Origin of the sequence: Streptosporangium sp. NPDC000563 (assembly GCF_040299985.1) — a bacterium.
Taxonomy (GTDB): domain Bacteria; phylum Actinomycetota; class Actinomycetes; order Streptosporangiales; family Streptosporangiaceae; genus Streptosporangium.
Genome location: NZ_JBEPDA010000025.1, coordinates 22,627 through 42,535, shown reverse-complemented (window position 1 = coordinate 42,535; position 19,909 = coordinate 22,627). Strand labels below are relative to the sequence as shown.

The 19,909-nt window shown below is 71.4% G+C and carries 19 protein-coding genes and 1 pseudogene; 11 read left to right on the top strand and 9 right to left on the bottom strand.

What is annotated here, in order from left to right; all coding sequences use genetic code 11:
• Window positions 1–302: 302 nt before the first annotated feature.
• From ABT352_RS34625 to ABT352_RS34595, 7 genes are all read right to left on the bottom strand, one after another.
• Window positions 303–632 carry a DUF3140 domain-containing protein gene (locus tag ABT352_RS34625; protein WP_350949233.1) on the bottom strand — a complete coding sequence of 110 codons (330 nt, stop codon included), beginning with the start codon at window positions 630–632 and terminating at the stop codon, window positions 303–305.
• On the bottom strand, window positions 625–861 hold the full coding sequence (locus tag ABT352_RS34620) for a hypervirulence associated TUDOR domain-containing protein (RefSeq protein WP_350949232.1): 237 nt from the start codon (window positions 859–861) through the stop codon (window positions 625–627). Before ABT352_RS34620 ends, ABT352_RS34625 begins: the two co-directional genes overlap by 8 nt.
• 274 nt (window positions 862–1,135) lie before the next feature.
• Window positions 1,136–2,116, bottom strand: coding sequence for an L-histidine N(alpha)-methyltransferase (gene egtD, locus ABT352_RS34615; protein WP_350949231.1), 981 nt, complete (start codon window positions 2,114–2,116; stop codon window positions 1,136–1,138).
• A gap of 88 nt (window positions 2,117–2,204) precedes the next feature.
• On the bottom strand, window positions 2,205–2,918 hold the full coding sequence (gene egtC / locus ABT352_RS34610; protein ID WP_350949230.1) for an ergothioneine biosynthesis protein EgtC: 714 nt from the start codon (window positions 2,916–2,918) through the stop codon (window positions 2,205–2,207).
• Window positions 2,919–4,376: an ergothioneine biosynthesis protein EgtB gene (gene egtB / locus ABT352_RS34605; RefSeq protein ID WP_350949229.1), complete on the bottom strand. Its 1,458-nt coding sequence runs from the start codon at window positions 4,374–4,376 to the stop codon at window positions 2,919–2,921.
• Window positions 4,373–5,641, bottom strand: coding sequence for a glutamate-cysteine ligase family protein (locus ABT352_RS34600; protein ID WP_350949228.1), 1,269 nt, complete (start codon window positions 5,639–5,641; stop codon window positions 4,373–4,375). The genes egtB and ABT352_RS34600 overlap by 4 nt, the downstream gene beginning before the upstream one ends.
• A gap of 243 nt (window positions 5,642–5,884) precedes the next feature.
• Window positions 5,885–7,063, bottom strand: a complete 1,179-nt coding sequence (locus ABT352_RS34595) for an AI-2E family transporter (protein ID WP_350949284.1) — start codon at window positions 7,061–7,063, stop codon at window positions 5,885–5,887.
• 235 nt (window positions 7,064–7,298) lie between these two features.
• Here ABT352_RS34595 and ABT352_RS34590 point away from each other — a divergent pair, with 235 nt between their 5' ends.
• From ABT352_RS34590 to ABT352_RS34540, 11 genes and pseudogenes are all read left to right on the top strand, one after another.
• Window positions 7,299–8,291, top strand: coding sequence for a substrate-binding domain-containing protein (locus ABT352_RS34590; protein WP_350949227.1), 993 nt, complete (start codon window positions 7,299–7,301; stop codon window positions 8,289–8,291).
• 158 nt (window positions 8,292–8,449) lie between these two features.
• A complete protein-coding gene (locus ABT352_RS34585; RefSeq protein ID WP_350949226.1) occupies window positions 8,450–9,502 on the top strand; it encodes a galactitol-1-phosphate 5-dehydrogenase in 1,053 nt (350 codons plus the stop codon).
• Between the two features lie 2 nt (window positions 9,503–9,504).
• Entirely contained in the window at window positions 9,505–11,022 is a 1,518-nt protein-coding gene (locus ABT352_RS34580) for an FGGY-family carbohydrate kinase (RefSeq protein WP_350949225.1), read from the top strand.
• Complete coding sequence (locus tag ABT352_RS34575; RefSeq protein ID WP_350949224.1) at window positions 11,019–11,987, top strand: sugar-binding transcriptional regulator; 969 nt, start codon at window positions 11,019–11,021, stop codon at window positions 11,985–11,987. The genes ABT352_RS34580 and ABT352_RS34575 overlap by 4 nt, the downstream gene beginning before the upstream one ends.
• Window positions 11,984–13,486, top strand: coding sequence for a sugar ABC transporter ATP-binding protein (locus ABT352_RS34570; RefSeq protein ID WP_350949223.1), 1,503 nt, complete (start codon window positions 11,984–11,986; stop codon window positions 13,484–13,486). The genes ABT352_RS34575 and ABT352_RS34570 overlap by 4 nt, the downstream gene beginning before the upstream one ends.
• Complete coding sequence (locus ABT352_RS34565) at window positions 13,483–14,487, top strand: ABC transporter permease (protein WP_350949222.1); 1,005 nt, start codon at window positions 13,483–13,485, stop codon at window positions 14,485–14,487. The genes ABT352_RS34570 and ABT352_RS34565 overlap by 4 nt, the downstream gene beginning before the upstream one ends.
• Window positions 14,480–15,400, top strand: a complete 921-nt coding sequence (gene deoC, locus ABT352_RS34560) for a deoxyribose-phosphate aldolase (protein ID WP_350949221.1) — start codon at window positions 14,480–14,482, stop codon at window positions 15,398–15,400. The genes ABT352_RS34565 and deoC overlap by 8 nt, the downstream gene beginning before the upstream one ends.
• Before the next feature lie 15 nt (window positions 15,401–15,415).
• Window positions 15,416–16,855 carry an aldehyde dehydrogenase family protein gene (locus ABT352_RS34555; protein WP_350949220.1) on the top strand — a complete coding sequence of 480 codons (1,440 nt, stop codon included), beginning with the start codon at window positions 15,416–15,418 and terminating at the stop codon, window positions 16,853–16,855.
• Window positions 16,848–17,753 (top strand): aldehyde dehydrogenase family protein, encoded by a 906-nt coding sequence (locus ABT352_RS34550; RefSeq protein ID WP_350949219.1) that lies wholly within the window; start codon window positions 16,848–16,850, stop codon window positions 17,751–17,753. Before ABT352_RS34555 ends, ABT352_RS34550 begins: the two co-directional genes overlap by 8 nt.
• Before the next feature lie 223 nt (window positions 17,754–17,976).
• Window positions 17,977–18,375: pseudogene (locus ABT352_RS34545) on the top strand (helix-turn-helix domain-containing protein); the annotation flags it as partial.
• 391 nt (window positions 18,376–18,766) lie between these two features.
• Entirely contained in the window at window positions 18,767–19,015 is a 249-nt protein-coding gene (locus ABT352_RS34540; RefSeq protein ID WP_350949217.1) for a hypothetical protein, read from the top strand.
• 178 nt (window positions 19,016–19,193) lie between these two features.
• On the opposite strand, the gene ABT352_RS34535 is transcribed toward ABT352_RS34540, so the two are convergent.
• Entirely contained in the window at window positions 19,194–19,460 is a 267-nt protein-coding gene (locus ABT352_RS34535) for a hypothetical protein (protein WP_350949216.1), read from the bottom strand.
• A 59-nt stretch (window positions 19,461–19,519) separates the two neighbouring features.
• Entirely contained in the window at window positions 19,520–19,909 is a 390-nt protein-coding gene (locus ABT352_RS34530) for a hypothetical protein (protein WP_350949215.1), read from the bottom strand.

Sequence of the window (19,909 nt, the reverse complement as noted above, 5' to 3'; positions counted from 1 at the left end):
CCAAGCTTGGCGACCTACGCGGTCGTTACGGCGATAAGAAGGTCCTCGGGGCGAAACGCCGCCTGCTGGTCGATGCCCTTGATATCGCACTGGGAGTCTGCATCATCCGATGGCAAGGCCCGATGTCCTACTTCGGCTGATGCTTGACGGTGCGGCTTCGGCTGATGCTTTACAAGGGCGGACTTTATGTGGTCGCCCTCTGCGAAGCGAGAACACCGCGACGTACCTCGGCCGGTTCCGGCTCGCCGGGGACGAGGTCCGGACGGCCTGTCCGCGCGTGACCGGCGGCGCGGGCCGCGCCTTCACTTGAGCGGGTCGTGCCCCCAGTTCATGAGGGAGTATCGCCAGCGGGTCTCCTTCACGTCCCCGGACGGCCGCTGCGTCAGATGGCGGCGGACATAGCCGATCACCTTGCGCATGTGGGCGTAGTCGTCCTCTCCCAGGTCGTCCTTCCGCTTCCGCAGGATCTCGATGATCCGGCGGCCGGACCGGTGGCCTGTCGACTCCTCGCCACCTGACTTGTCCCCGACGCTCTTGGACTCCTCGGTGTCCAGCCAGCGTTCCAGCTCCGTGGCCGTCATGTTGACCGCCTGGTCGAAGTCCGAGGTGATCTGCTCGCCGTCGTCAGTCATGGCGATCCTTCCTGCGCAGCGCCGACTGCTTGTGCACGGCGGTCTTGCCGCTCTTGTCACTGCGCACGAGATACTGCGGATCGTCGGCCGAGGCGTCCACGGTACGGCCCGCTTCCTCGGTCCGCTCCGTGATCTTCTTCTCGACCCTGCCCGAGGTCGACGAGCCGTGGCTCTCCCACGTGACCTCGTCACCCACGTCGAGGTCGTCCTGCCTGCGCTTGTCGGTCATGGCCGCCCCTTACCCGTACCCTTTCGAAACCCATCGTGCCGGGCTCGAACCCGGGCGCTTCGCTGGATCGGATCGCCCTCAACGATCGACGGGGCGCCGTGGTCGATGGCCGGTGTTCAGCCGGTGGTTACTCGCCGATTGCCACCCCGGCCCGGGCCCGGCGAGAGCCGGCGCCGGGCTCCGGGGCGGCTGCGAGCGGTTCCACACCTCCGCCGAGTTCACCCGCGCTGCCCGGAATCCGGAATACGGCGTCGAGCCCTGAGGGGAGCGCGGGTCACGGGTGGGCGAGGACGAGGACGAAGTCGCCGGTGGGGTCGATGTACTGGCGGATCATCCCGAAACCGGCCGTCAGGAGTTCCCTGCGCAGTCCCTCGGTGCGGAACTTGGCGCTGATCTCGGTGCGGATCTCCTCTCCGGCCGCGAAGGAGATCCGCAGGCCGAGGTCGCCGATCCGCACGCGCATGGCGCGGCTCGCGCGCAGCCGCATCTCGACCCACTCGTGCCGCGCGTCGTACAGCGCGACGTGCTCGAAGGCGTCCGGCTCGAAGTCGGCGTCCAGCTCTCTGGCGATCACGCGCAGGACGTTCCGGTTGAAGGCGGCGGTCACCCCGCTCACGTCGTCGTACGCCGCGACCAGCCGGTCGGCGTCCTTGACCAGGTCCGCGCCGAGCAGGAAGGTGTCGCCGGGGCGGAGCGTGGCGCGCAGTTCCTTCAGGAAGACCTCGCGCGCCGCCGGGGTCAGGTTGCCGATGGTGCCGCCGAGGAAGGCCACCATCCGCCGTCCGGTACGGGGCAGCAGGGCGAGGTGCGCCTCGAAGTCGGCGCAGACCGCGCGCACGGTGAGGCCACGGTAGCGGGAGGCGAGGCGGTGCGCGGCCTCGCTCAGGGTGGCCGCGTCGACGTCCACCGGCGTGTAGGCGCGCAGCGTCCCGGCCGCGGAGAGGGCGTCCAGCAGCAGGACGGTCTTCTCGCTCGTCCCCGAACCGAGTTCGACCAGGGTGTCCGCGCCGCCGCGTACGGCGATGTCGAGGGCCTCCCTGCGCAGGATGGCCAGCTCGCGACGGGTGGGATAGTACTCGGGCAGCCGGGTGATGCGGGAGAACAGCTCGCTGCCCGCCTCGTCGTAGAACCACTTTGGCGGCAGCCACTTCGGCGTCGACGTCAGCCCGGCGCGGACGTCGTGTTCGAGTGCCTGCCGGAGATGGTCGCGGCCGAGATGGTTGACCAGGCGGATGGTCGGCTCACTGACGGTCACTGGGCCTCCTGGATGTGTGGGGGCCACGATCCCGCTCGCCGGTCCGTGGCCGGGTGCTGTGCTTTTCTCGTGGTCTCGTCCCGCCCGGTCACAGCGGCTGGACGCTCACTCCGTCGGGTGAGGCGAGGACCAGGGTGTGATCCGGTACGGCCTGCCAGCCGGGCCGGTCGTCCAGCGGCTCGCTCGCGACGAGCACGCCGTCGCGCGGGTGGCCGTCGAGGCGGAGGAAGAGCGTGTCGCCCCAGGCGGTCGCGGCGATCGACGCGCCGTCGCAGGCGAGGAGGTTCAGGCGGGCGCGGGAATCCTTCAGCCCGGCGCGGGTGACGACCTCCGCCAGGGCCTCGCCGAGCGGGTCGCCCACCCGCCGCCTGGCGAACACGGCGGCGGCGAGCCACGCGGAGTCGCAGGAACTCTCCGCTTCGTCAGCGAGCTCCCTCACCGTCTCTCGCGAGACGCGGCCGTTGTGACTGAGCAGCCACGGCCCGTCGGCGAAGGGCGCGGTCGCGCTCTCCTCGATCGGCATCCCGGCACTGGCCGACCGTACGCAGGCCAGCAGGCAGCCGGAGCGGGCCGTTCGGGCGAGGCCCGCCAGGTTGGCGTCGGCCCAGGCGGGGATCGTCCGGCGGTAGCGGACCGGCTCCGCGAGGGCGTCGTACCAGCCCATGCCGAAGCCGTCGGCGTTCAGCCTGCCGTGGCGCTGCAGGCGCGGGGCGTAGGACTGCCGGAGCAGGCCGTTGACCGGCTCGTGGATCAGCGAGGCGAGGGTGCGTGGAGCGCCCAGCCAGGACGCGTGGCGGCACATCTAACCGCGCTCCGCAGGACGCCCGGTAAGACGTTCCGCGAGGCGCTCCGCCGGGCGTTCCCGGTGGCGTCCCGGCGAACTTCCGGGCGGACCTTTCGGGGAGTCCCCTGAAGATCGGGGCGTGGAGCGCCTGGCGGAGTGGCCGGGGGAACGCCGCGGGGAGTGTTCGGGGGAGGCCGAGCGGGCGCACCGGAAGCCGGCGAAGATCTGCCTGCGGGCCGGGCGGTCCCAGTTCCTGAACGTGGTGCGGACCACGGCCGGGTCGGAGGCCCATGACCCGCCGCGCAGCACCCGGTAGCGGGCGCCGAAGAACACCTCGCTGTACTCGCGGTAGGGGAAGCTGCGGAAGCCCGGGTGGGGCAGGAACCACGAACCGGTCCACTCCCACACGTCCCCGATCATCTGTTCGGCGCCGCAGGGACTCGCTCCCAGCGGGAAGGCGCCGAGCGGGGCCGGCCGTGCCGCCCGGTGCCCGAGGTTCGCCACGCCGGGGCCGGGGTCGTCGTCGCCCCACGGGTACGTCCGGGCCCGACCGGCCTCGGCGTCCCAGCCGCAGGCCTTCTCCCACTCGGCCTCGGTGGGCAGTCGCTTTCCCGCCCACCGGGCGTAGGCGTCGGCCTCGTACCAGCACACATGCTGCACGGGTTCGTCCATGGGCACGGGCTCGGTCCTGCCGAAACGGCTACGCCACCAGGTGTCGCCGTCCCTGGTCCAGAACAGCGGGGCGGAGGCGTGGTTGCGCCGCAGCCAGCGCAGGCCGTCCGGGGACCACCAGCGGGGGTCGTCGTAGCCGCCGTCCTCGACGAAGTCCGCGTAGGCGCGGTTGCCGACGGGCAGTCTGTCGATCCAGTAGCCGGGCAGGTCGAGCCGGTGGGCGGGGCGCTCGTTGTCGTAGGCCCACGGCTGGGTGTCGGTGCCCATCATGAAAGGCCCCGCGGGGACGAACACCTCCTCGGAGCCGGGCGCTCCCGCGGGAGGCAGGTCGCCGTCGCGGACCAGTCCCGGCCGCCCCGACAACTGCAGGGTGGCGAGCATCGTCTCGTCGTGCTGGTGCTCGTGCTGGATCACCAGGCCGAAGACGAAACCGTTCCTGCGCAGCGGGTCGGGGTCGTACGGGTCGACCGTGTCCAGGACGTCCAGCACCCGGCCGCGCACCCCCTCGATGTAGCGGCGCGCCTCGGCCGGCCCGAGGATGGGCAGGGACGGGCGGTCGGCACGCGGGTGCTTGAAGGCGTCGTACAGGTCGTCGATCTCCGGGCGGAGCGGGGTGATCCCGCCGACCTCCCGCAGCACCCACAGCTCCTCGTAGTTGCCCACGTGGGCCAGATCCCACACCAGAGGTGACATCAGCGGCGAGTGCTGCCTGACCAGCAGGTCGTCCTCGGCGTCGGTGTAGGTCGTGGAGCGGTTCCGCGCGGCGGTCAACTCGGCGGCGATCCGTTCCTTGAAGTCGCTCATCGGGTCTGTCCTTCCTCGGCCAGCCAGTCGGGCAGACGTTCCGCCGATCCCGTCACCAGATCGAGCAGGTCGGCGGCCGGGGACCGGCCGGGTGTCACGTGGCGGTCGGCGAAGGCGGCCACCTCGCAGACCAGGGCCGGGGTCGCCCTCAGCCGGGGCAGCGCGCCGAGGGCGGCGCGGAAACAGACGTCGGCGGCTCTGCGCAGCCGGGGCTCGGCCAGGCCGTGGCGCGCCGCCGACGCCCACATCCCCGCGCACGGCCCGGCCGCGGCCAGCGCCGCGTCGGCCGCGCGGTCGTCCGTCACCAGGGCGTGGGTGACCGCCGCGCACACCGGCCAGATCGCCGGGTGCTGGGCGTCGAGGTAGCGGATCTCCAGCCAGCCGCGCGGCCGTACGGGCGGGAAGAGCGTCGTGGCGTGGTAGCTCAGGTCCGCCAGGGTCGGCGGGTGTTCCGGCGAGGCGAGCCGGTCGCGGAAGGTCGAGCCGTCGAGAACCGGACGGTAGGACTCACCGTCCTCACCGTCCTCCCCGTCTCCGCCGGTGTCGCGGTCGGTGTCGCGTACGGCCATGAGGCGGGCGTCGAGCAGGTAGTCCGTCCACGCGGCGCCGGGGTCGCGGCTCACCGGGACGGCGGCCGTGCGCGTGCGGTCGAGCCGCTCCCACACCGCCTGGCGTCCCGACATCCATCCGCACGGCCGTCCCTCGCTGAGCGGCGAGTTGGCGAAGGCCGCCACGAGGACGGGCCCCAGCAGGTGGGCGCGTTCCCAGCGGGCCGCGGGTCTGTCGCCCAGGTCCAGGTTGACCTGGACCGACGCCGTCGAGCACATCATCAGCGCCCCGTACGGGGTGCCGAGGAAGCGCGCCATCACCTCGTACCTGGGCAGGCGCAGCTGCCGCCTGGGCGGTCGCAGCGGGTCGAGACCCACCCCGCCCAGCACCAGGCCGGCGTCCCGCAGTGCCCGGCGTACCGCGTTCACGTCGGCGCTCAGCAGGGCGATCGCCTTCGGCAGCGAGCCTGGCGGTCCCGAGAGCTCCAGCTGCCCCCCGGGTTCGTAGGTCACCAGGCTCCCTCCGGGGAGCGGGGGCAGGGCGTCGGTGATCCTCGCCGGCGGAACCTGGCGGGCGGGATCCGTACGGTCGAAGACCAGGAACTCCAGCTCGACACCCACCCGGTCGCCGGGGGAGCCGAGGAAACAGCGTCGTGCGAAGGTCTCCACATCCGCGGCGTTCCGGATAAGTGTGTTCTCGGTCGCCAGACCGGTCATCCTCATCCCCTTTCGCCTTATATGTCCATTTAGGTATGGATTTATAGAGCCGCGAAGGCTCAGGCGTCAGGGGGAGTGGAGGGCGTCGAGGCGCGCGAGGTCGCGGCGTCTCGTCCGGCCTTTCGGTCGTCGCGGCGCCCTCCTGGACGGAGGGCGCCGGAGAAATGGTGGCTCTGGAGGGGAAATTCCCGTTCTAGCCTAGTTCGACACCTTTTGGTGAGTTACGCGCAGTATTTGACGGTGTCAGCCGGGGTTCTGTGCGGGGACGGTCGCGCCGGTGCCAGGCTTCTCGGTCTTCGGCTTCTCGGCCTCCGGCCCGCCCGTGCCGGGCCCGCTCGTGTCCGGCGCGCCGGTGTCGGGTTCCCGGGGCGGGTCGCTGAGCTGTTCGCGGATGTAGTTCCACACCACGGCGATCAGGGCGGCGACCGGTACGGCGAGCAGGCTGCCCACGATGCCCGCGAGGTTGCCGCCCAGTGTCACCGCGAGCAGGATCACCGCGGCGTGCAGGCCGAGGCCGCGGCTCTGCACCATGGGCTGGAACACGTTCCCCTCAAGCTGCTGCACCGCGACGATGATGGCGAGCACGATCAGCGCGTCGGTGAGGCCGTTGGACACCAGCGCGATGAGGACCGCGACGAAGCCGGCGAACAGGGCTCCGACGATGGGGATGAACGCCGAGACGAAGGTGAGGACGGCGAGGGGGAGGACGAGGGGCACGCCCACGATCCACAGGCCCAGGCCGATGAAGACGGCGTCGAGCAGGCCGACGAAGGCCTGGGAGCGGACGAACGAGCCGAGGGTGTCCCAGCTGCGGGTGGCCACGGCCGGGACGTCCGTGGCGAGGCGGCCGGGGAGCTGGCGGGTGAGCCAGGGCAGGAAACGCGGGCCGTCCTTGAGGAAGAAGAACATCAGGAAGAGCGCGAGGACGGTGTTGACCAGGCCGTTCACCACGGTGCCGACCCCGCTGAGGGTGGCGGTGACGATGCTGCCGACGCTGTCCTGGATGCGGGAGGCCGCGGTGTCGAGCGCGGTGCTCACCTGGTCGGCGCCGATGTTGAAGGGCGGCCCGGCGGCCCATCTGCGGAGTTGCTGGATGCCGTTGCCCACACCGGTGGCCAGCTCGCCGGACTGGGACGCCACCGGGACGGCGATCAGCACCACGGTGCCAGCGGCGAGCAGGAGGAAGAGCACGGTGACGGTCGTGGCGGCGAGGGTGGGGTGCCAGCCGTGCCGGCGCAGCAGGCGGGTCACGGGCCAGGTGAGCGTGGTGAGGAGCAGGGCGATCACGAGCGGCCAGAGGATGGACCACATCTGGCCCAGGATCCACAGGCTGACCGCGGTCATGAGCACGACGAGCAGCATCTCCAGGGAGATGCGCGCCGAGGTGCGCAGCGCGGTGCGGGTCTTGGTGGCGTTCAGCATGGCGGGCACGTGTTCACCCTAGACATGGTCGGGCCCACGTCAACGCGAGGCTCGGACCGGACCGCCCCTGATGGGGGGATCGGCACGTTTCCGCAGGTAGGGCGGGTATGTTCGGGAGCCGGTGGTGGGGAGACGGGGTAGCGTGCTCATATGAGCAAATTTTGGCTCATGTGTTGCCGTGAGGTTAACGTCCGATTTAGCGTGCGTTATCTAAATCACACCCCGGAGGTCCCATATGCGTAGATTGCGGCTGCTCACCATGCCCGCGCTCCTCCTCGCCCTCACGGCGATGTCCGCCTGCTCGGTGTCGTCCACCCCCGGCGGATCCACCGCCGGTGCCGACCAGAAGGCGGACGGCGCGATCACCATCGGCTTCAGCCAGGCGACCCAGCAGTCCCCCTTCTACGTGCAACTGCGCGAGGGGGCCGAGGCCGCCGCGAAGAAGGCCGGCGCCACGCTCCACTTCGCCGACGCGGACGGGGACGTCACCAAGCAGAACAACGACATCCAGGACCTCATCACCCGGCAGGTCGACATCCTGCTCATCAACCCGGTGGATCCGCAGGGCGTGCAGCCCAGCCTCGCCGCGGCCAAGGCGGCCGGGGTCTCCGTGGTGACCGTGGACCGGCCGGTGGCCGAGGGCGCGGTCGCGCACGTCGGGCGGGACAACAAGGCGATGGGAGAACTCGTCGGCAAGCGGCTCAGCGAGAAGCTCGGAGCCGAGGGCGGCACCGTCATCGAGATCCGCGGGGACGCCGGTGGAGCCGTGGCGCGCGACCGCAGCGCGGGCTTCCACGAGGCCGTCGAGGCGAACCCCAAAATCAAGATCGTCGAGGGGCCGTACTCCGACTACGTCCGCGCCAAGGCCGTCACCGCGATGCAGGACCTGCTCCAGGTCCACCCGGACGTCGCCGCGGTCTACGCCCACAACGACGACATGGCGCTCGGCGCGCTGCAGGTCCTCACCGAGAACGGCAAGGACAAGGTCCTGGTCGCCGGAGTGGACGGGCTCATGGAGGCGGTCAAGCAGATCGCCGACGGCGACCGGTACGTGGCCACCGCGCTCAACGACCCCATCTCCCTCGGCGCGACGGCCGTCGAGACGGTGCTCAAGGTCCAGAAGGGCGAGCAGGTCGAGCCCTCGGTCGACGCGGGCACCGCGCTGATCGACGGTGAGAACGCCGCGAAGTACGTCGGAGAGACCGAGTTCGCCCAGACCCTCCCGTAGGCGACCGTTCCCCGAAGGACCGGCCCGCAGGGGCGGGCCCGCGGGCATCCGCGGCGAAGCCGGTGGTCCGGGTCGTGAAAGACCCAGGGAGGACCCCTGGAGGACACGACCCGCGACGACCGACACGCGAGAAGCAGAAGACGAGGAAGAAAGAAGAAATGCCGGAAACCATGCAGGCCGCAGTGCTTCACGCCCCCGGGGACATCCGGGTCGAGCAGGTACCCGTGCCCACACCGGGCCCCGACGAGGCGCTCGTCCGCGTCGCGGCGTGCGGAGTGTGCGGCTCGGACATCCCGCGCATGCTGCGTGCCGGGGCCTACCGTTTCCCGATCATCTGCGGCCACGAGTTCTCCGGGCACGTGGTGCGGATGGGCGATCGGCTGTCGGCCACCGGCCGGGTGCGGGAGGGCGACCTGGTCACCGTGCCGCCGCTCATTCCCTGCCACGCCTGCGGACCCTGCAGCCAGGGCCGGTTCGGCCTGTGCAAGAACTACGGCTACTTCGGCAGCCGCAGGGACGGAGCGTACGCGCAGTACGTCTCCGTACCGACCGAGAACCTGATGGTGCTCCCCGACGGCCTCGACCCCAGGGCCGCGGCGATGCTCGACCCGGCGGCGATCGCGCTGCACGCCCTGTGGCGCACGAAGATGCGCGGAGGCTACCGGGTGGCGGTGGTGGGCGCAGGCCCCATCGGGCTGTTCGCCGTGCAGTGGGCGCGCATCGCCGGGGCCGCCGAGGTGCTCGTGATCGAACTGGACGAGCGGAAGGCGGCCATGGCGACGGAGGCCGGGGCCACGCACACCGCGGTCAGCGCCGAGGCCGCCGCCGAGGTGGCCGGAGAGGGCTACGACGTGGTCATCGAGTCCGCGGGCGTGCCCGCCACCGTCGACCAGGCCGTGGGCCTGGCCGGACGGCACGGGGAGGCGGTGTTCATCGGCATCCCGCACGACCCCGTGGTGCTGCCCAAGTCCACCTTCAGCTCCTTCCTGCGCCGCGAGGTCACCCTGCACGGCGCGTGGAACTCCTTCTCCGCGCCGTTCCCCGGCGAGGAGTGGCGGGTGGCGGCAAGCACGCTCGCCTCGGGCGACCTCGCCTGGAAGTTCATGATCACGCATGAGCTGGGGCTGGACGCGCTCCCCGAGACCATGGTCAGCCTCGGCGAACGCTCCATTTTCAGCTCCAAGGTCCTGTTCATGCCGAACGAGGGGTGACCGTGAGCGCTTTCCTCGCCCTCGACCTGGGAACCGAAGGCGCCCGCGCGGCGGTCTACGACGCCGACGGCGCGCGGCTCGGGGCGGGCGACGAGTCCTACCCGACCACCTTCCCCAGGCCGGGCTGGGCCGAGCAGGACCCGGACCACTGGTGGCGGGCGAGCGTCCACGCCGCGCGGGCGGCGCTCGCCGAGGCGGGCAACCCGGAGATCGCCGGTGTCGCGGTGGCGACCACCGCCTCGACGGTCGCCGTGCTCGACCGCCACGGGCGCCCCCTGCGCCCGGCCCTGCTGTGGATGGACGGCAGGGCGAGCGAGGAGTCGGCGCTGACCGCGCGGATCGACCACCCGGCCCTGCGCTACTCGGGCGACTGCGACGCGGTGGAGTGGCTGGTGCCCAAGGCCATGTGGCTGGCCCGTCACGAGCCCGAGGTCTACCGCGCCGCCGCACGCGTCGTCGAGGCCGTGGACTACATCGTGTGGCGGCTCACCGGACGGTGGGCCGGATCGCAGATGAACGCGGTCTGCAAGAGCAACTACGATCCGCGCGGGGCGGGGTTCCCGCACGACCTGTACGAGAAGCTCGGCATCGGCGATCTCGGCGACAAGCTGCCGGACGAGATCGTGCCGGTCGGTGACCCGGTGGGGCCCCTCGGCCCCGACGCCCGCGAACAGCTCGGGATCGTCGGCCCCGCCGTCGTCGCCTCCGGCGGGATCGACGCGCACCTGTCCCTGCTGGCCGTCGGGGGCGCCCGCGAGGGGCGGGTGTCGATCGTGTGCGGCACGTCCAACGCGTTCGTCACCGAGATCGCGGAACCGGTCTTCCCCTCCACCGTGTGGGGCCCGTACCCGGACGCGTTGCGCGAGGGGCACTGGCTGGTGGAGGGCGGTCAGGTGAGCGCGGGCTCGGTGCTGGCCTGGGCGGGCGAGCGGCTCATCGGGCGGCCGAGATCGGAGATCGGCGGGCTCATCGAGGCCGCGGCGGCGCTGCCGCCGGTCGAGCACGGGCTGATCGTCCTGGACTACTTCATGGGAAACCGCACGCCGCTGCGCGATCCGCGGCTGCGCGGCGCGGTGCTCGGGCTGACCCTCGCCAGCACCCCCGAGCAGGTCTACCGGGCGGCCGTGGAAGGGGTCGCGTACGGCACCCGCCAGGTCATCGACTCCTTCGTCGCGGGTGGGATCGGCGTGCAGGAGATCTTCGTCTCCGGCGGCATCCGGCACAACGAGCTGTGGCTCCAGACGACCGCCGACGTGCTCGGCCGGCCGATCAGCCTGGCCACCGGGGACAACCTCACGCTGCGGGCCTGCTCGGTGATCGCCTCGGTGGGTGCGGGGCGGTACGCCTCGCTGGCCGAGGCCGCGGCACACTACGAGCCGAGGATTCGCGTGGTCGAGCCGGTGGCCGAGCACCGGAACCCGTACCGGCAGGGCTACGACGACTATCTCGCGGCGACCGCCGCCACCACGGCGATCGCGCACCGGCTGAGCGCACCGCGACGAGGGGACGGGCTGACATGAGCATTCCCGTGGACTATCACGACCAGCTCTACCAGGTCGCCGTCCGCTACTACGAGAGCGGGGAGACCCAGGAGCAGATCGCCCACCGCATGCATCTCACCCGCTGGAAGGTGGGCCGGATGCTCGCCGAGGCCCGCCAGGCCGGGATCGTGCGGATCGAGGTGCTGCACCCCAGGTCGAGGGTGCACGCCCTGGAGCGCTCGCTCAGGGAGCGGTTCGGCCTGCGCGAGGCGATCGTGGTGGCGGGGAACGCCAGGAACGACCCGGAGTACCTGCGTGACCGGGTGGCCGCCGCGGGGGCCGACCACCTGATGGCGATGCGTCCCGCGCCCCAGCTGATCGGCGTCTCCTGGGGACGCACGCTCGACCGGCTGGCCGGCGGGCTCACCCCCGGGTGGGCCACGGGCGTCAACGTGGTGCAGGTGAACGGCGCGCACAGCCGATCACGGCAGCCGACCACCGCGCACAGCATGGCGAACCTGATCGCGCACCACGGCGGCGGCACCGCGACGCTGCTGCCCGCCCCGGCGATCCTGGAGCAGGAGAGCACCCGGGCGGTGCTGGAGAGCGACCGGGCCGTCTCCGACGTGCTCGCCCTCGCCGGCCGCGCCGACCTGTTCCTGTTCAGCCCAGGAGGCATGGGCAGCGACTCGGTGCTGGTGGACTCCGGCCAGATCGACGCCGACGACGTCACCCGGCTGGCGCGGGCCGGCGCGGTCGGCGACGTGCTCGGCCGCTTCGTCGACGAGCGCGGCCGGATCGTCGATCCGGGCCTGGACGGGCGCACGCTCGGCCTCTCGCTGGACGCCCTGCGCTCGGCCACCACCTCCGTCGCGCTCGTCAGCGGCGCGGCGAAACACGCGGTGTGCCGGGCGGTCGTGGTGAGCCGCCTCTGCGACGTGCTGATCACCGACGACCAGAGCGCGACCTACCTGCTGGACACCGCGACGAGGGAGGAGCCATGACGGACACCGCCGAGCACCCGAGGCTGCGGATGGCCGGGATCGTCAAACGCTTCCCCGGCACCGTCGCCCTGGACGGCGTGGAGCTGACCGTACGCCCCGGCGAGGTGCACTGCCTGCTGGGCGAGAACGGCGCCGGCAAGAGCACGCTCATGAAGATCCTTTCTGGCTCCTACCAGCCGGACGAGGGCACGATCCTGCTGGACGGGGAACCCTTCAGGGCCGCCACCCCGCACGCCGGGCTCGCCGCGGGCATCGCCGTGATCTACCAGGAGCTGGACCTGCTGCCCGATCTCACCGTCGCGCAGAACCTGCTGCTGGGCAGGGCGCCGAGGTTCGGCCCGTTCGTGCGCAGGTCCCGGCGGGCGCGGCTGGCCCGCGAGGCGCTGGACCGGGTCGGCGCGCGCTTTTCGGTGACCACGCCCGTCAGGGAGCTGCCCATCGCGGCGCAGCAGCTCACCGCGATCGCCAAGGCGCTCACCGCCGACGCGCGAGTGATCGTGATGGACGAGCCCTCCGCCACCCTCGGCGAGAGCGAGCTGCTCGCCGTCTTCGACGTCATCAGGTCGCTCACCGCCGAGGGACGCTCGGTGATCTTCATCTCGCACCGGATGGACGAGGTGATGGAGATCGGCGACCGCGCCACGGTGCTGCGCGACGGCCGCACGGTCGGCGTCTACGACCTGGCCTCGACCGGCCCCGGCGAGATCGTCGCCGCGATGATCGGTGAGGCGAGGGAACTCATACGCCCCACCGACCACCCCGCGCCCGAGGGTGAGCCGCTGCTGAGCGTCGAGCGGGTCCACCTGCCGGGCCTGATCGACGTCCGCGACCTGGAGGTGCGGCCGGGCGAGATCGTCGGGCTCGCCGGACTCGGCGGCGCGGGCCGTACGACCCTGCTGCGCGCGCTCTTCGGCGACCTGAGGGCACAGGTCACCGCGAAGCTGGACGGGCGCCCGATGCGCGTGGGCAGCCCGTCGGCCGCGGTACGCGCCGGGCTCGCGCTGGTGCCGGAGAGCCGCAAGGAGCAGGGGCTGATGCTCGGCCTGTCCGTGGGCCGCAACGCGGCGATCGCGGCGATCGGTCGGCCCCCCTGGCTGCTGCCCGGCCGCCTCGGGCGGAGGCTCACCCGGCCGGCGCTGACCGACCTGGGCATCAAGTCCGCCGGACCCGACCAGCTCGTGGGAGAGCTGTCGGGCGGCAACCAGCAGAAGGTCGTGCTGGCCAAGTGGATCACCCGGGGCGGGATCAGGGTCCTGCTGCTGGACGAGCCCACCCGCGGCCTCGACGTCGGGGCCAAGGCCGACCTCTACCGGCAGGTGCGCCACCTGGCCGACCAGGGGGTGGCGGTACTGCTCGCGAGCAGCGAGCTCACCGAGCTCACCGCCAACGCCGACCGCATCCAGGTCCTGTACGAGGGCCGCAACGTCGCGTGTTTCGACCCGAGGGTCAGCCCGGAGAACGTCATCGCGCACACCGTCATCACAGGAGCGACTCCATGACCACATCGATCGGATCCGCCACCCCGGCGACCAAGGACCCCGGCGGCTCCAGGTCGCGCCGCGGCACCGACCTGATCGTCAAATCCAACCTGCTGCTGGTCTTCATCGCCCTGTGCGTCGTCGCGACGCTGCTGGCCCCGCAGTTCCTCACCGGCCGCAACATCGCCAACCTGCTGCAGCAGTCGTCGCTCACCGGGATCGTCGCCATCGGCATGACGATGGTGGTGCTGACCGCGGGGATCGACTTGTCGGTCGGCAGCGTGGCGGCCTTCGGCGGGATGACGGTCGCCCTGCTCATGGGGTCGGACGTGCACTTCGTACCGGCGATCCTGCTCAGCGTCGCGGTGGGCGCGCTGTTCGGCGCGCTCATGGGCGGGCTGTCGGCCTACCTGTCGCTGCCCTCGTTCATGACCACACTGGCCGGGCTGACGGCCATTCGCGGGCTCACCTACCTGCTCACCGACGGCAAACCGGCGGGCGGCGGCGGCTCGGAGGCGTTCCAGCTCCTCGGCGGCGGGTTCATCGGCTACGTGCCGATCATCGGGATCGTGTTCGTCGTGATCACGATCCTCGCCGCCCTGGTGCTGCGGGGCACGACCTTCGGCGAGTACGTCTACGCGGTCGGCAGCAACAAGGAGGCCGCGCGGCTGTCCGGCCTGCCGGTGCGCGGGGTGATCACCGCCGTGTTCGCGGTGTCCGGCGCGCTCGCCGCGCTCGCGGGGGTGCTGCTCACCTCCCGGCTGACCGTGGGCCAGCCCACCGCCTTCAGCGGGCTGGAGCTGGACGCGATCGCGGCCGTCGTGCTCGGCGGCACCAACCTGTTCGGCGGCCGGGGCGGGGTGTTCGGCACGTTCGTGGCGGTGCTGCTGCTGTCGGTGCTGCGCAACCTGTGCAACCTGCTCGGACTGGGCTCCTTCTTCCAGATGGTGGTGACCGGCCTGATCCTGCTGGTCGCCCTCATCCTCAACATGCTCATCGAAAGGCGGGGCGCTCGTGCCTGACACCGTCCCTGGCTCGTTGCGGGCCTATCTGCACGGACTGCCGGGGGTCGACGAGGTCGGCGTGCACCGGCGGGCCGCGGACCTGGCGACCCGGTCGATCAAGACCACGGCCAAGCGCCGGGCGATCGACCTGGCCATCCGGATGGTCGACCTGACCACGCTCGAAGGGGCGGACACCCCGGGCAAGGTACGCGCGCTGGCGGGCAAGGCGATGCGTCCCGACCCCGCCGACCCCACCACGCCCGCGGTCGCCGCGCTCTGCGTCTACCCGGACATGGTGCCGGTGGCCGCCCAGGCGCTGTCCGGCAGCGGGGTGGGACTCGCCTCGGTCGCCACGGGCTTCCCGGCGGGCCGCACGTCGCCGGAGGTGAAGCTGGCCGACACACGTATGGCGGTGGCCGCCGGCGCCACCGAGATCGACATGGTCATCGACCGGGGGGCGTTCCTCTCGGGCGACTACCGCAAGGTCTTCGACGAGATCGCGGCGGTGAAGGAAGCCTGCGGCGAGACGCACCTGAAGGTCATCCTGGAGACCGGGGAACTGGTCTCCTACGACAACGTGCGGCGGGCCTCCTGGCTCGCCATGCACGCCGGGGCGGACTTCATCAAGACCTCCACCGGAAAGGTCACGCCCGCCGCCACGCTGCCGGTCACCCTGGTCATGCTGGAGGCGGTGCGGGACTACCTGGCCGCCACCGGACGGCGGGTGGGGGTGAAACCCGCGGGCGGCATCCGCACCACCAAGGACGCGATGCGCTACCTGGTGCTGGTCAAGGAGGTGGCGGGGGAGAGCTGGCTGGATCCGGCGTGGTTCAGGCTCGGCGCCTCGACCCTGCTGAACGACCTGCTCATGCAGCGCACCAAGCTGAACACCGGACACTACGCCGGGCCCGACTACTACACGATCGACTAGGGGGACTCCGATCACATGACGGAGGAGATCTTCGAGTACGCGCCCGCGCCGGAGTCACGGTCGACCGTGTCGATCCGGCCCTCCTACGACCTGTTCGTCGACGGCGAGTTCGTCGAGGCCAAGAGCGACGAGCGGATCGTCACGATCAACCCGGCCGACGAGGAGCCGCTGTCCGAGGTGGCCGTCGCCTCCGAGGCCGACGTCGACCGCGCCTTCACCGCGGCCCGGCGGGCCTTCGAGCGGGTCTGGTCGCCGCTGCCGGGAGCGGAGCGCGGCAAGTACCTGTTCAGGATCGCGCGCATCATCCAGGAGCGCGCACGCGAGCTGGCCGTGCTCGAGTCGCTGGACAACGGCAAGCCGATCAAGGAGACCAGGGACGTCGACCTGCCCCTGGTCGCGGCGCACTTCTTCTACCACGCGGGATGGGCGGACAAGCTGGCCCACGCCGGGCTCGGCCCCTCGCCGCGCCCGCTGGGCGTGGCCGCCCAGGTCATCCCGTGGAACTTCCCGCTGCTGATGCTCGCCTGGAAGGTCGCGCCCGCGCTGGCCACCGGGAACACGGTGGTGCTCAAACCCGCGGAGACCACCCCGCTGACCGCGCTGGCGTTCGCCGAGATCTGCCAGGAGGCGGGACTGCCGCCGGGCGTGGTGAACATCGTGACCGGCGCCGGCGACACCGGCCGGGCCGTGGTCGCCCACCCGGACGCCGACAAGGTGGCCTTCACCGGCTCGACCGAGGTGGGCAGGGAGATCGCCCGCGCCGTGGCGGGCACGGGCAGGCGGCTCTCCCTCGAACTGGGCGGCAAGGGCGCCAACATCGTGTACGACGACGCGGCGATCGACCAGGCCGTGGAGGGGATCGTCTCGGGGATCTTCTTCAACCAGGGACACGTGTGCTGCGCGGGATCGCGGCTGCTGGTGCAGGAGTCGATCGCCGAGGAGCTGTTGGCGAAGCTGCGCGCCAGGATCGAGCGCCTGCGGCTGGGCGACCCGCTGGACAAGAACACCGACATCGGGGCGATCAACTCGGCCGCGCAGCTCGCCAGGATCCGCGAACTGGTCGCCGTCGGCGAGGCGGAGGGCGTGAGCGGCTGGTCACCGGCGTGCCTGATCCCCGAGCGCGGCTTCTGGTTCCCGCCCACCGTGTTCACCGGCGTCACGCAGGCGCACCGGGTCGCCCGCGAGGAGATCTTCGGCCCGGTGCTCTCGGTGCTCACCTTCCGCACACCGGAGGAGGCCGTCGCCAAGGCGAACAACACGCCGTACGGCCTGTCCGCCGGGGTGTGGACGGAGAAGGGCTCCCGGATGCTGTGGACCGCGAGCCGGCTGCGCGCCGGCGTCGTGTGGTCCAACACCTTCAACATGTTCGATCCCGCCAGCCCGTTCGGCGGATACAAGGAGTCCGGTTACGGCCGCGAGGGCGGCCGGCACGGGCTGGAGGCATACCTTGGCTGACAGAACCGACCCCCCGTTCCCCGCGCCGGCCCGCGTCGCCGTGCGCAGGACGTACAAGCTGTATCTCGGCGGGGCGTTCCCGCGCTCGGAGTCAGGCAGGTCCTATCCGGTGACATCCTCCCGCGGGGTCCATCTCGCCAACGCGGCCCAGGCGTCCCGCAAGGACGCGCGCGACGCCGTGGTGGCGGCGCGCAAGGCGTTTCCCGGCTGGTCCGGCCGTACCGCCTACAACCGGGGCCAGATCCTGTACCGGGTGGCCGAGATGATGGAGGGGCGCCGGGCCCAGTTCGCCGAGGAGACCGCCGCGGCCGAGGGGGTGAGCAGGGCGGGGGCCGAGAGGCTGGTCTCGGCCGCCATCGACCGCTGGGTCTACTACGCGGGCTGGGCCGACAAGATCGGCCAGGTGCTCGGCGGGGCGAACCAGGTGTCGGGCCCGTTCTTCAACCACTCAGAGCCCGAGCCGACCGGGGTCGTGGGCGTCATCGCCCCGGCCGGCTCCCCGCTGCTCGGACTGGTCTCGGTGCTGGCGCCGGTGATCACCTCGGGCAACACGGCGGTGCTGGTGGCGAGCGAGTGTGCCCCGCTCCCCGCCGTCACGCTCGCCGAGGCGCTGGCCACCTCGGACCTGCCGGCGGGGGTCGTGAACATCCTGACCGGACGCCTGGGTGAGCTCGCCCCGCCGCTCGCCGGGCACGCCGACGTGAACGCCCTCGACCTGACCGGGGCGGGCGACCCCGGCTCAGAGTTGGCCTCAGAGCTGGAGGAGAGCGCGGCGACCACCCTCAAGCGGGTCCTGCGGCCGGGCCTTCACGACGACTGGACCGTCGCCGATCCCGGCGTCTCCCGGATCAGGTCCTTCATGGAGATCAAGACGGTCTGGCACCCGGTGGGCGTCTGACACCGGGGTGGGCCGGCGGGACCTCGGCGGGCGGGCGCGGTCTCCGTTCCCGCCCACGCGCCGGGGTTCGCGCGGGAACGGCGCCTCGCTCAGGAGCGTCGCCCTCGCGTCCCCCGAGGCTCCGGGGCAGGGGGCGCCTCTCACCGGCCCGCGGGGAAACGCGGGGGTGACACGGAGGTGGGTGCCTGTTAGGCCCCATTTGCCCAGGTGAGAGCCTTAAAGTATGAGATATTCAGACAGGGGCGGTGGGCTGTCGGCGCAGGAGCGGGCCAGGCGCGAGAGGCTGCGGTTCCGGGCCGCCGACATGTTCGCCGGGGAGATCACGCCCGCGCGGGTGGCCCGGCTGCTGGGAGTCACCCGCAAGTCCGCCTACGAGTGGTACGCGCTCTGGAGACGGGGAGGCAGGGCGGCACTGGTCTCCAGGGGTGCCGCGGGCGGCAGGAAGCTCACCGACGAGCAACTGGCCCGGCTGGAGGCGGTCCTGGCGGAGGGGGCGGCCGCCCACGGCTGGGACGACGGCCACTGGACCACCGCGCGTGTCGCCGTGGTGATCGCGGAGAGGTTCCAGGTCTCCTACACCGTGCGTGGGGTGGCCTATCTGCTGGACCGGCTGGGATGGACCGGCCGGTTCGGGTTGCCGATGCGCGGGCCCGCGCGGACGGGTGGCGGATCCCCGGCGTGAGCGGGCTCGTGATCTCCGTGCCGCGTGGGCGGCTCGGCGGGGTCGAAGCACATCAAGATCGACATGGATGCGCACTCCATGCCGTGCGCGCGGCTCGGCGAGAAGCCGCTCCCTTGGCGGAGCGGAGAAGCCGCTCGGATGTAACCTCCGCCTTTCCTGCCGGGAAATGATCCCGGACCAAGGCTTTGTCCTTTCTGGGGCGAAGGTCGTTATGGCTCTGAACTAGCGTCTTACATGGCGTCGATTCGTCATATTTCCTGGAAATCTGATCGGCGCTCTGTAAGTCCTGGCGGCATGCCGGGTTCAACCATCAGACACGGAGTGATCTTTCATGTTCAAGCAGGCTCTCGCCGCCGGCACCTTGGTGGCCTCCACCCTGATCGTCGGCATGACGGTGTCGGCTCAGCCCGCCGGGGCAAGCGTGGCGCCACAGCAGGTCTCGGTGGTCGCCGGAAGCAACGACCACGACCCCTTCGGTCCCTACGTCTACAGCAGGTATTCGCCATTCACTTTCTACAACACTTATACGCCCTTCGGCTTCCAGCCCTATTACCGTCCCGTTGTCTACACCTACTGGTAAACCAGGAAAAAGTAGAAAACGGTAATAGGCGAGGCGTGACGGTGCCGGGCGTGGTGACCACGCCCGGCACCGTTCGCCGTCACGGCGCCCGTGGCGCCGTCGTCCGCCGAGGCGCGGTGGACGATCCGGCCGGGACCCGCCCCGTCGTGGCCCGTTGACGACCGCCGAACGCGGCGGCTCAGCCCGCTTCCGTCGTCGTACCCGGAGCGGAACGCGACTGCCGGTGCACCGCCAGGGCGATGTCCACGATCGCGATCACGGCCAGCACGGCCATCACGACGGTGAGCCAGGTGATCCCGGCCACGAAACCGAGCACCCCGAGGCCGATCGCCGCTATCAGGGCGAACGAGCCCAGGCGAATGTGGACGACGTCGCGCGGGGTGGCCGCGACCATGGGCTTCCCGCTCGCCGAAGTCTCCTCCGGCATCTCTCCTTCGGCCGTCATGTTTCCCTCCTTGGTTGGAACGCCCTTTTACCCGGATGCCCCTCTGTCATGTGTCCGGCTCACGTCTCGTGCGACTGCCCGAGGGCTCTCACCAGTCCTTCGGGATCGGAGACCGTGAGAGTTGCGGCCGGGTGGGTGAGGAGGTGGCCGGGTACCAGGGCGGGCACCGGGACGTGGAACCGGACGCACACGCCTCGCCCGGTGCCGGTGCCGAACGTCACCCCGCGGTCGGCGAACGACAGGTGCGGTCCGATGGCCTTCCACGGAGCGTACGGGCCGGTCACGGTGGTGCCCGCGACGTTGGACAGGGGCGTGCGCAGCGACCAGGGGCCGAAGCGAACCGAGAGATCGCCCTCGCGGACCTCGGCGAAGGCCCTCTGAGGGCTCACCCCGACCATCAGCAGCGGTATCCGCCACGCCGGGTCGAATTCGAACGCGAAACGCGTCAT

What these genes read in the sequence shown, in the direction of transcription:
- egtC (WP_350949230.1), bottom strand. Translation starts at nt 2,918, where the DNA reads ATGTGCCGCCACGCGTCCTGGCTGGGCGCTCCACGCACCCTCGCCTCG.
- ABT352_RS34600 (WP_350949228.1), bottom strand. Translation starts at nt 5,641, where the DNA reads ATGACCGGTCTGGCGACCGAGAACACACTTATCCGGAACGCCGCGGAT.
- egtB (WP_350949229.1), bottom strand. Translation starts at nt 4,376, where the DNA reads ATGAGCGACTTCAAGGAACGGATCGCCGCCGAGTTGACCGCCGCGCGG.
- ABT352_RS34570 (WP_350949223.1), top strand. Translation starts at nt 11,984, where the DNA reads ATGACGGACACCGCCGAGCACCCGAGGCTGCGGATGGCCGGGATCGTC.
- ABT352_RS34555 (WP_350949220.1), top strand. Translation starts at nt 15,416, where the DNA reads ATGACGGAGGAGATCTTCGAGTACGCGCCCGCGCCGGAGTCACGGTCG.
- ABT352_RS34620 (WP_350949232.1), bottom strand. Translation starts at nt 861, where the DNA reads ATGACCGACAAGCGCAGGCAGGACGACCTCGACGTGGGTGACGAGGTC.
- ABT352_RS34575 (WP_350949224.1), top strand. Translation starts at nt 11,019, where the DNA reads ATGAGCATTCCCGTGGACTATCACGACCAGCTCTACCAGGTCGCCGTC.
- ABT352_RS34595 (WP_350949284.1), bottom strand. Translation starts at nt 7,063, where the DNA reads ATGCTGAACGCCACCAAGACCCGCACCGCGCTGCGCACCTCGGCGCGC.
- ABT352_RS34585 (WP_350949226.1), top strand. Translation starts at nt 8,450, where the DNA reads ATGCCGGAAACCATGCAGGCCGCAGTGCTTCACGCCCCCGGGGACATC.
- ABT352_RS34590 (WP_350949227.1), top strand. Translation starts at nt 7,299, where the DNA reads ATGCGTAGATTGCGGCTGCTCACCATGCCCGCGCTCCTCCTCGCCCTC.
- ABT352_RS34625 (WP_350949233.1), bottom strand. Translation starts at nt 632, where the DNA reads ATGACTGACGACGGCGAGCAGATCACCTCGGACTTCGACCAGGCGGTC.
- ABT352_RS34565 (WP_350949222.1), top strand. Translation starts at nt 13,483, where the DNA reads ATGACCACATCGATCGGATCCGCCACCCCGGCGACCAAGGACCCCGGC.
- ABT352_RS34535 (WP_350949216.1), bottom strand. Translation starts at nt 19,460, where the DNA reads ATGACGGCCGAAGGAGAGATGCCGGAGGAGACTTCGGCGAGCGGGAAG.
- ABT352_RS34530 (WP_350949215.1), bottom strand. Translation starts at nt 19,909, where the DNA reads ATGACGCGTTTCGCGTTCGAATTCGACCCGGCGTGGCGGATACCGCTG.
- ABT352_RS34540 (WP_350949217.1), top strand. Translation starts at nt 18,767, where the DNA reads ATGTTCAAGCAGGCTCTCGCCGCCGGCACCTTGGTGGCCTCCACCCTG.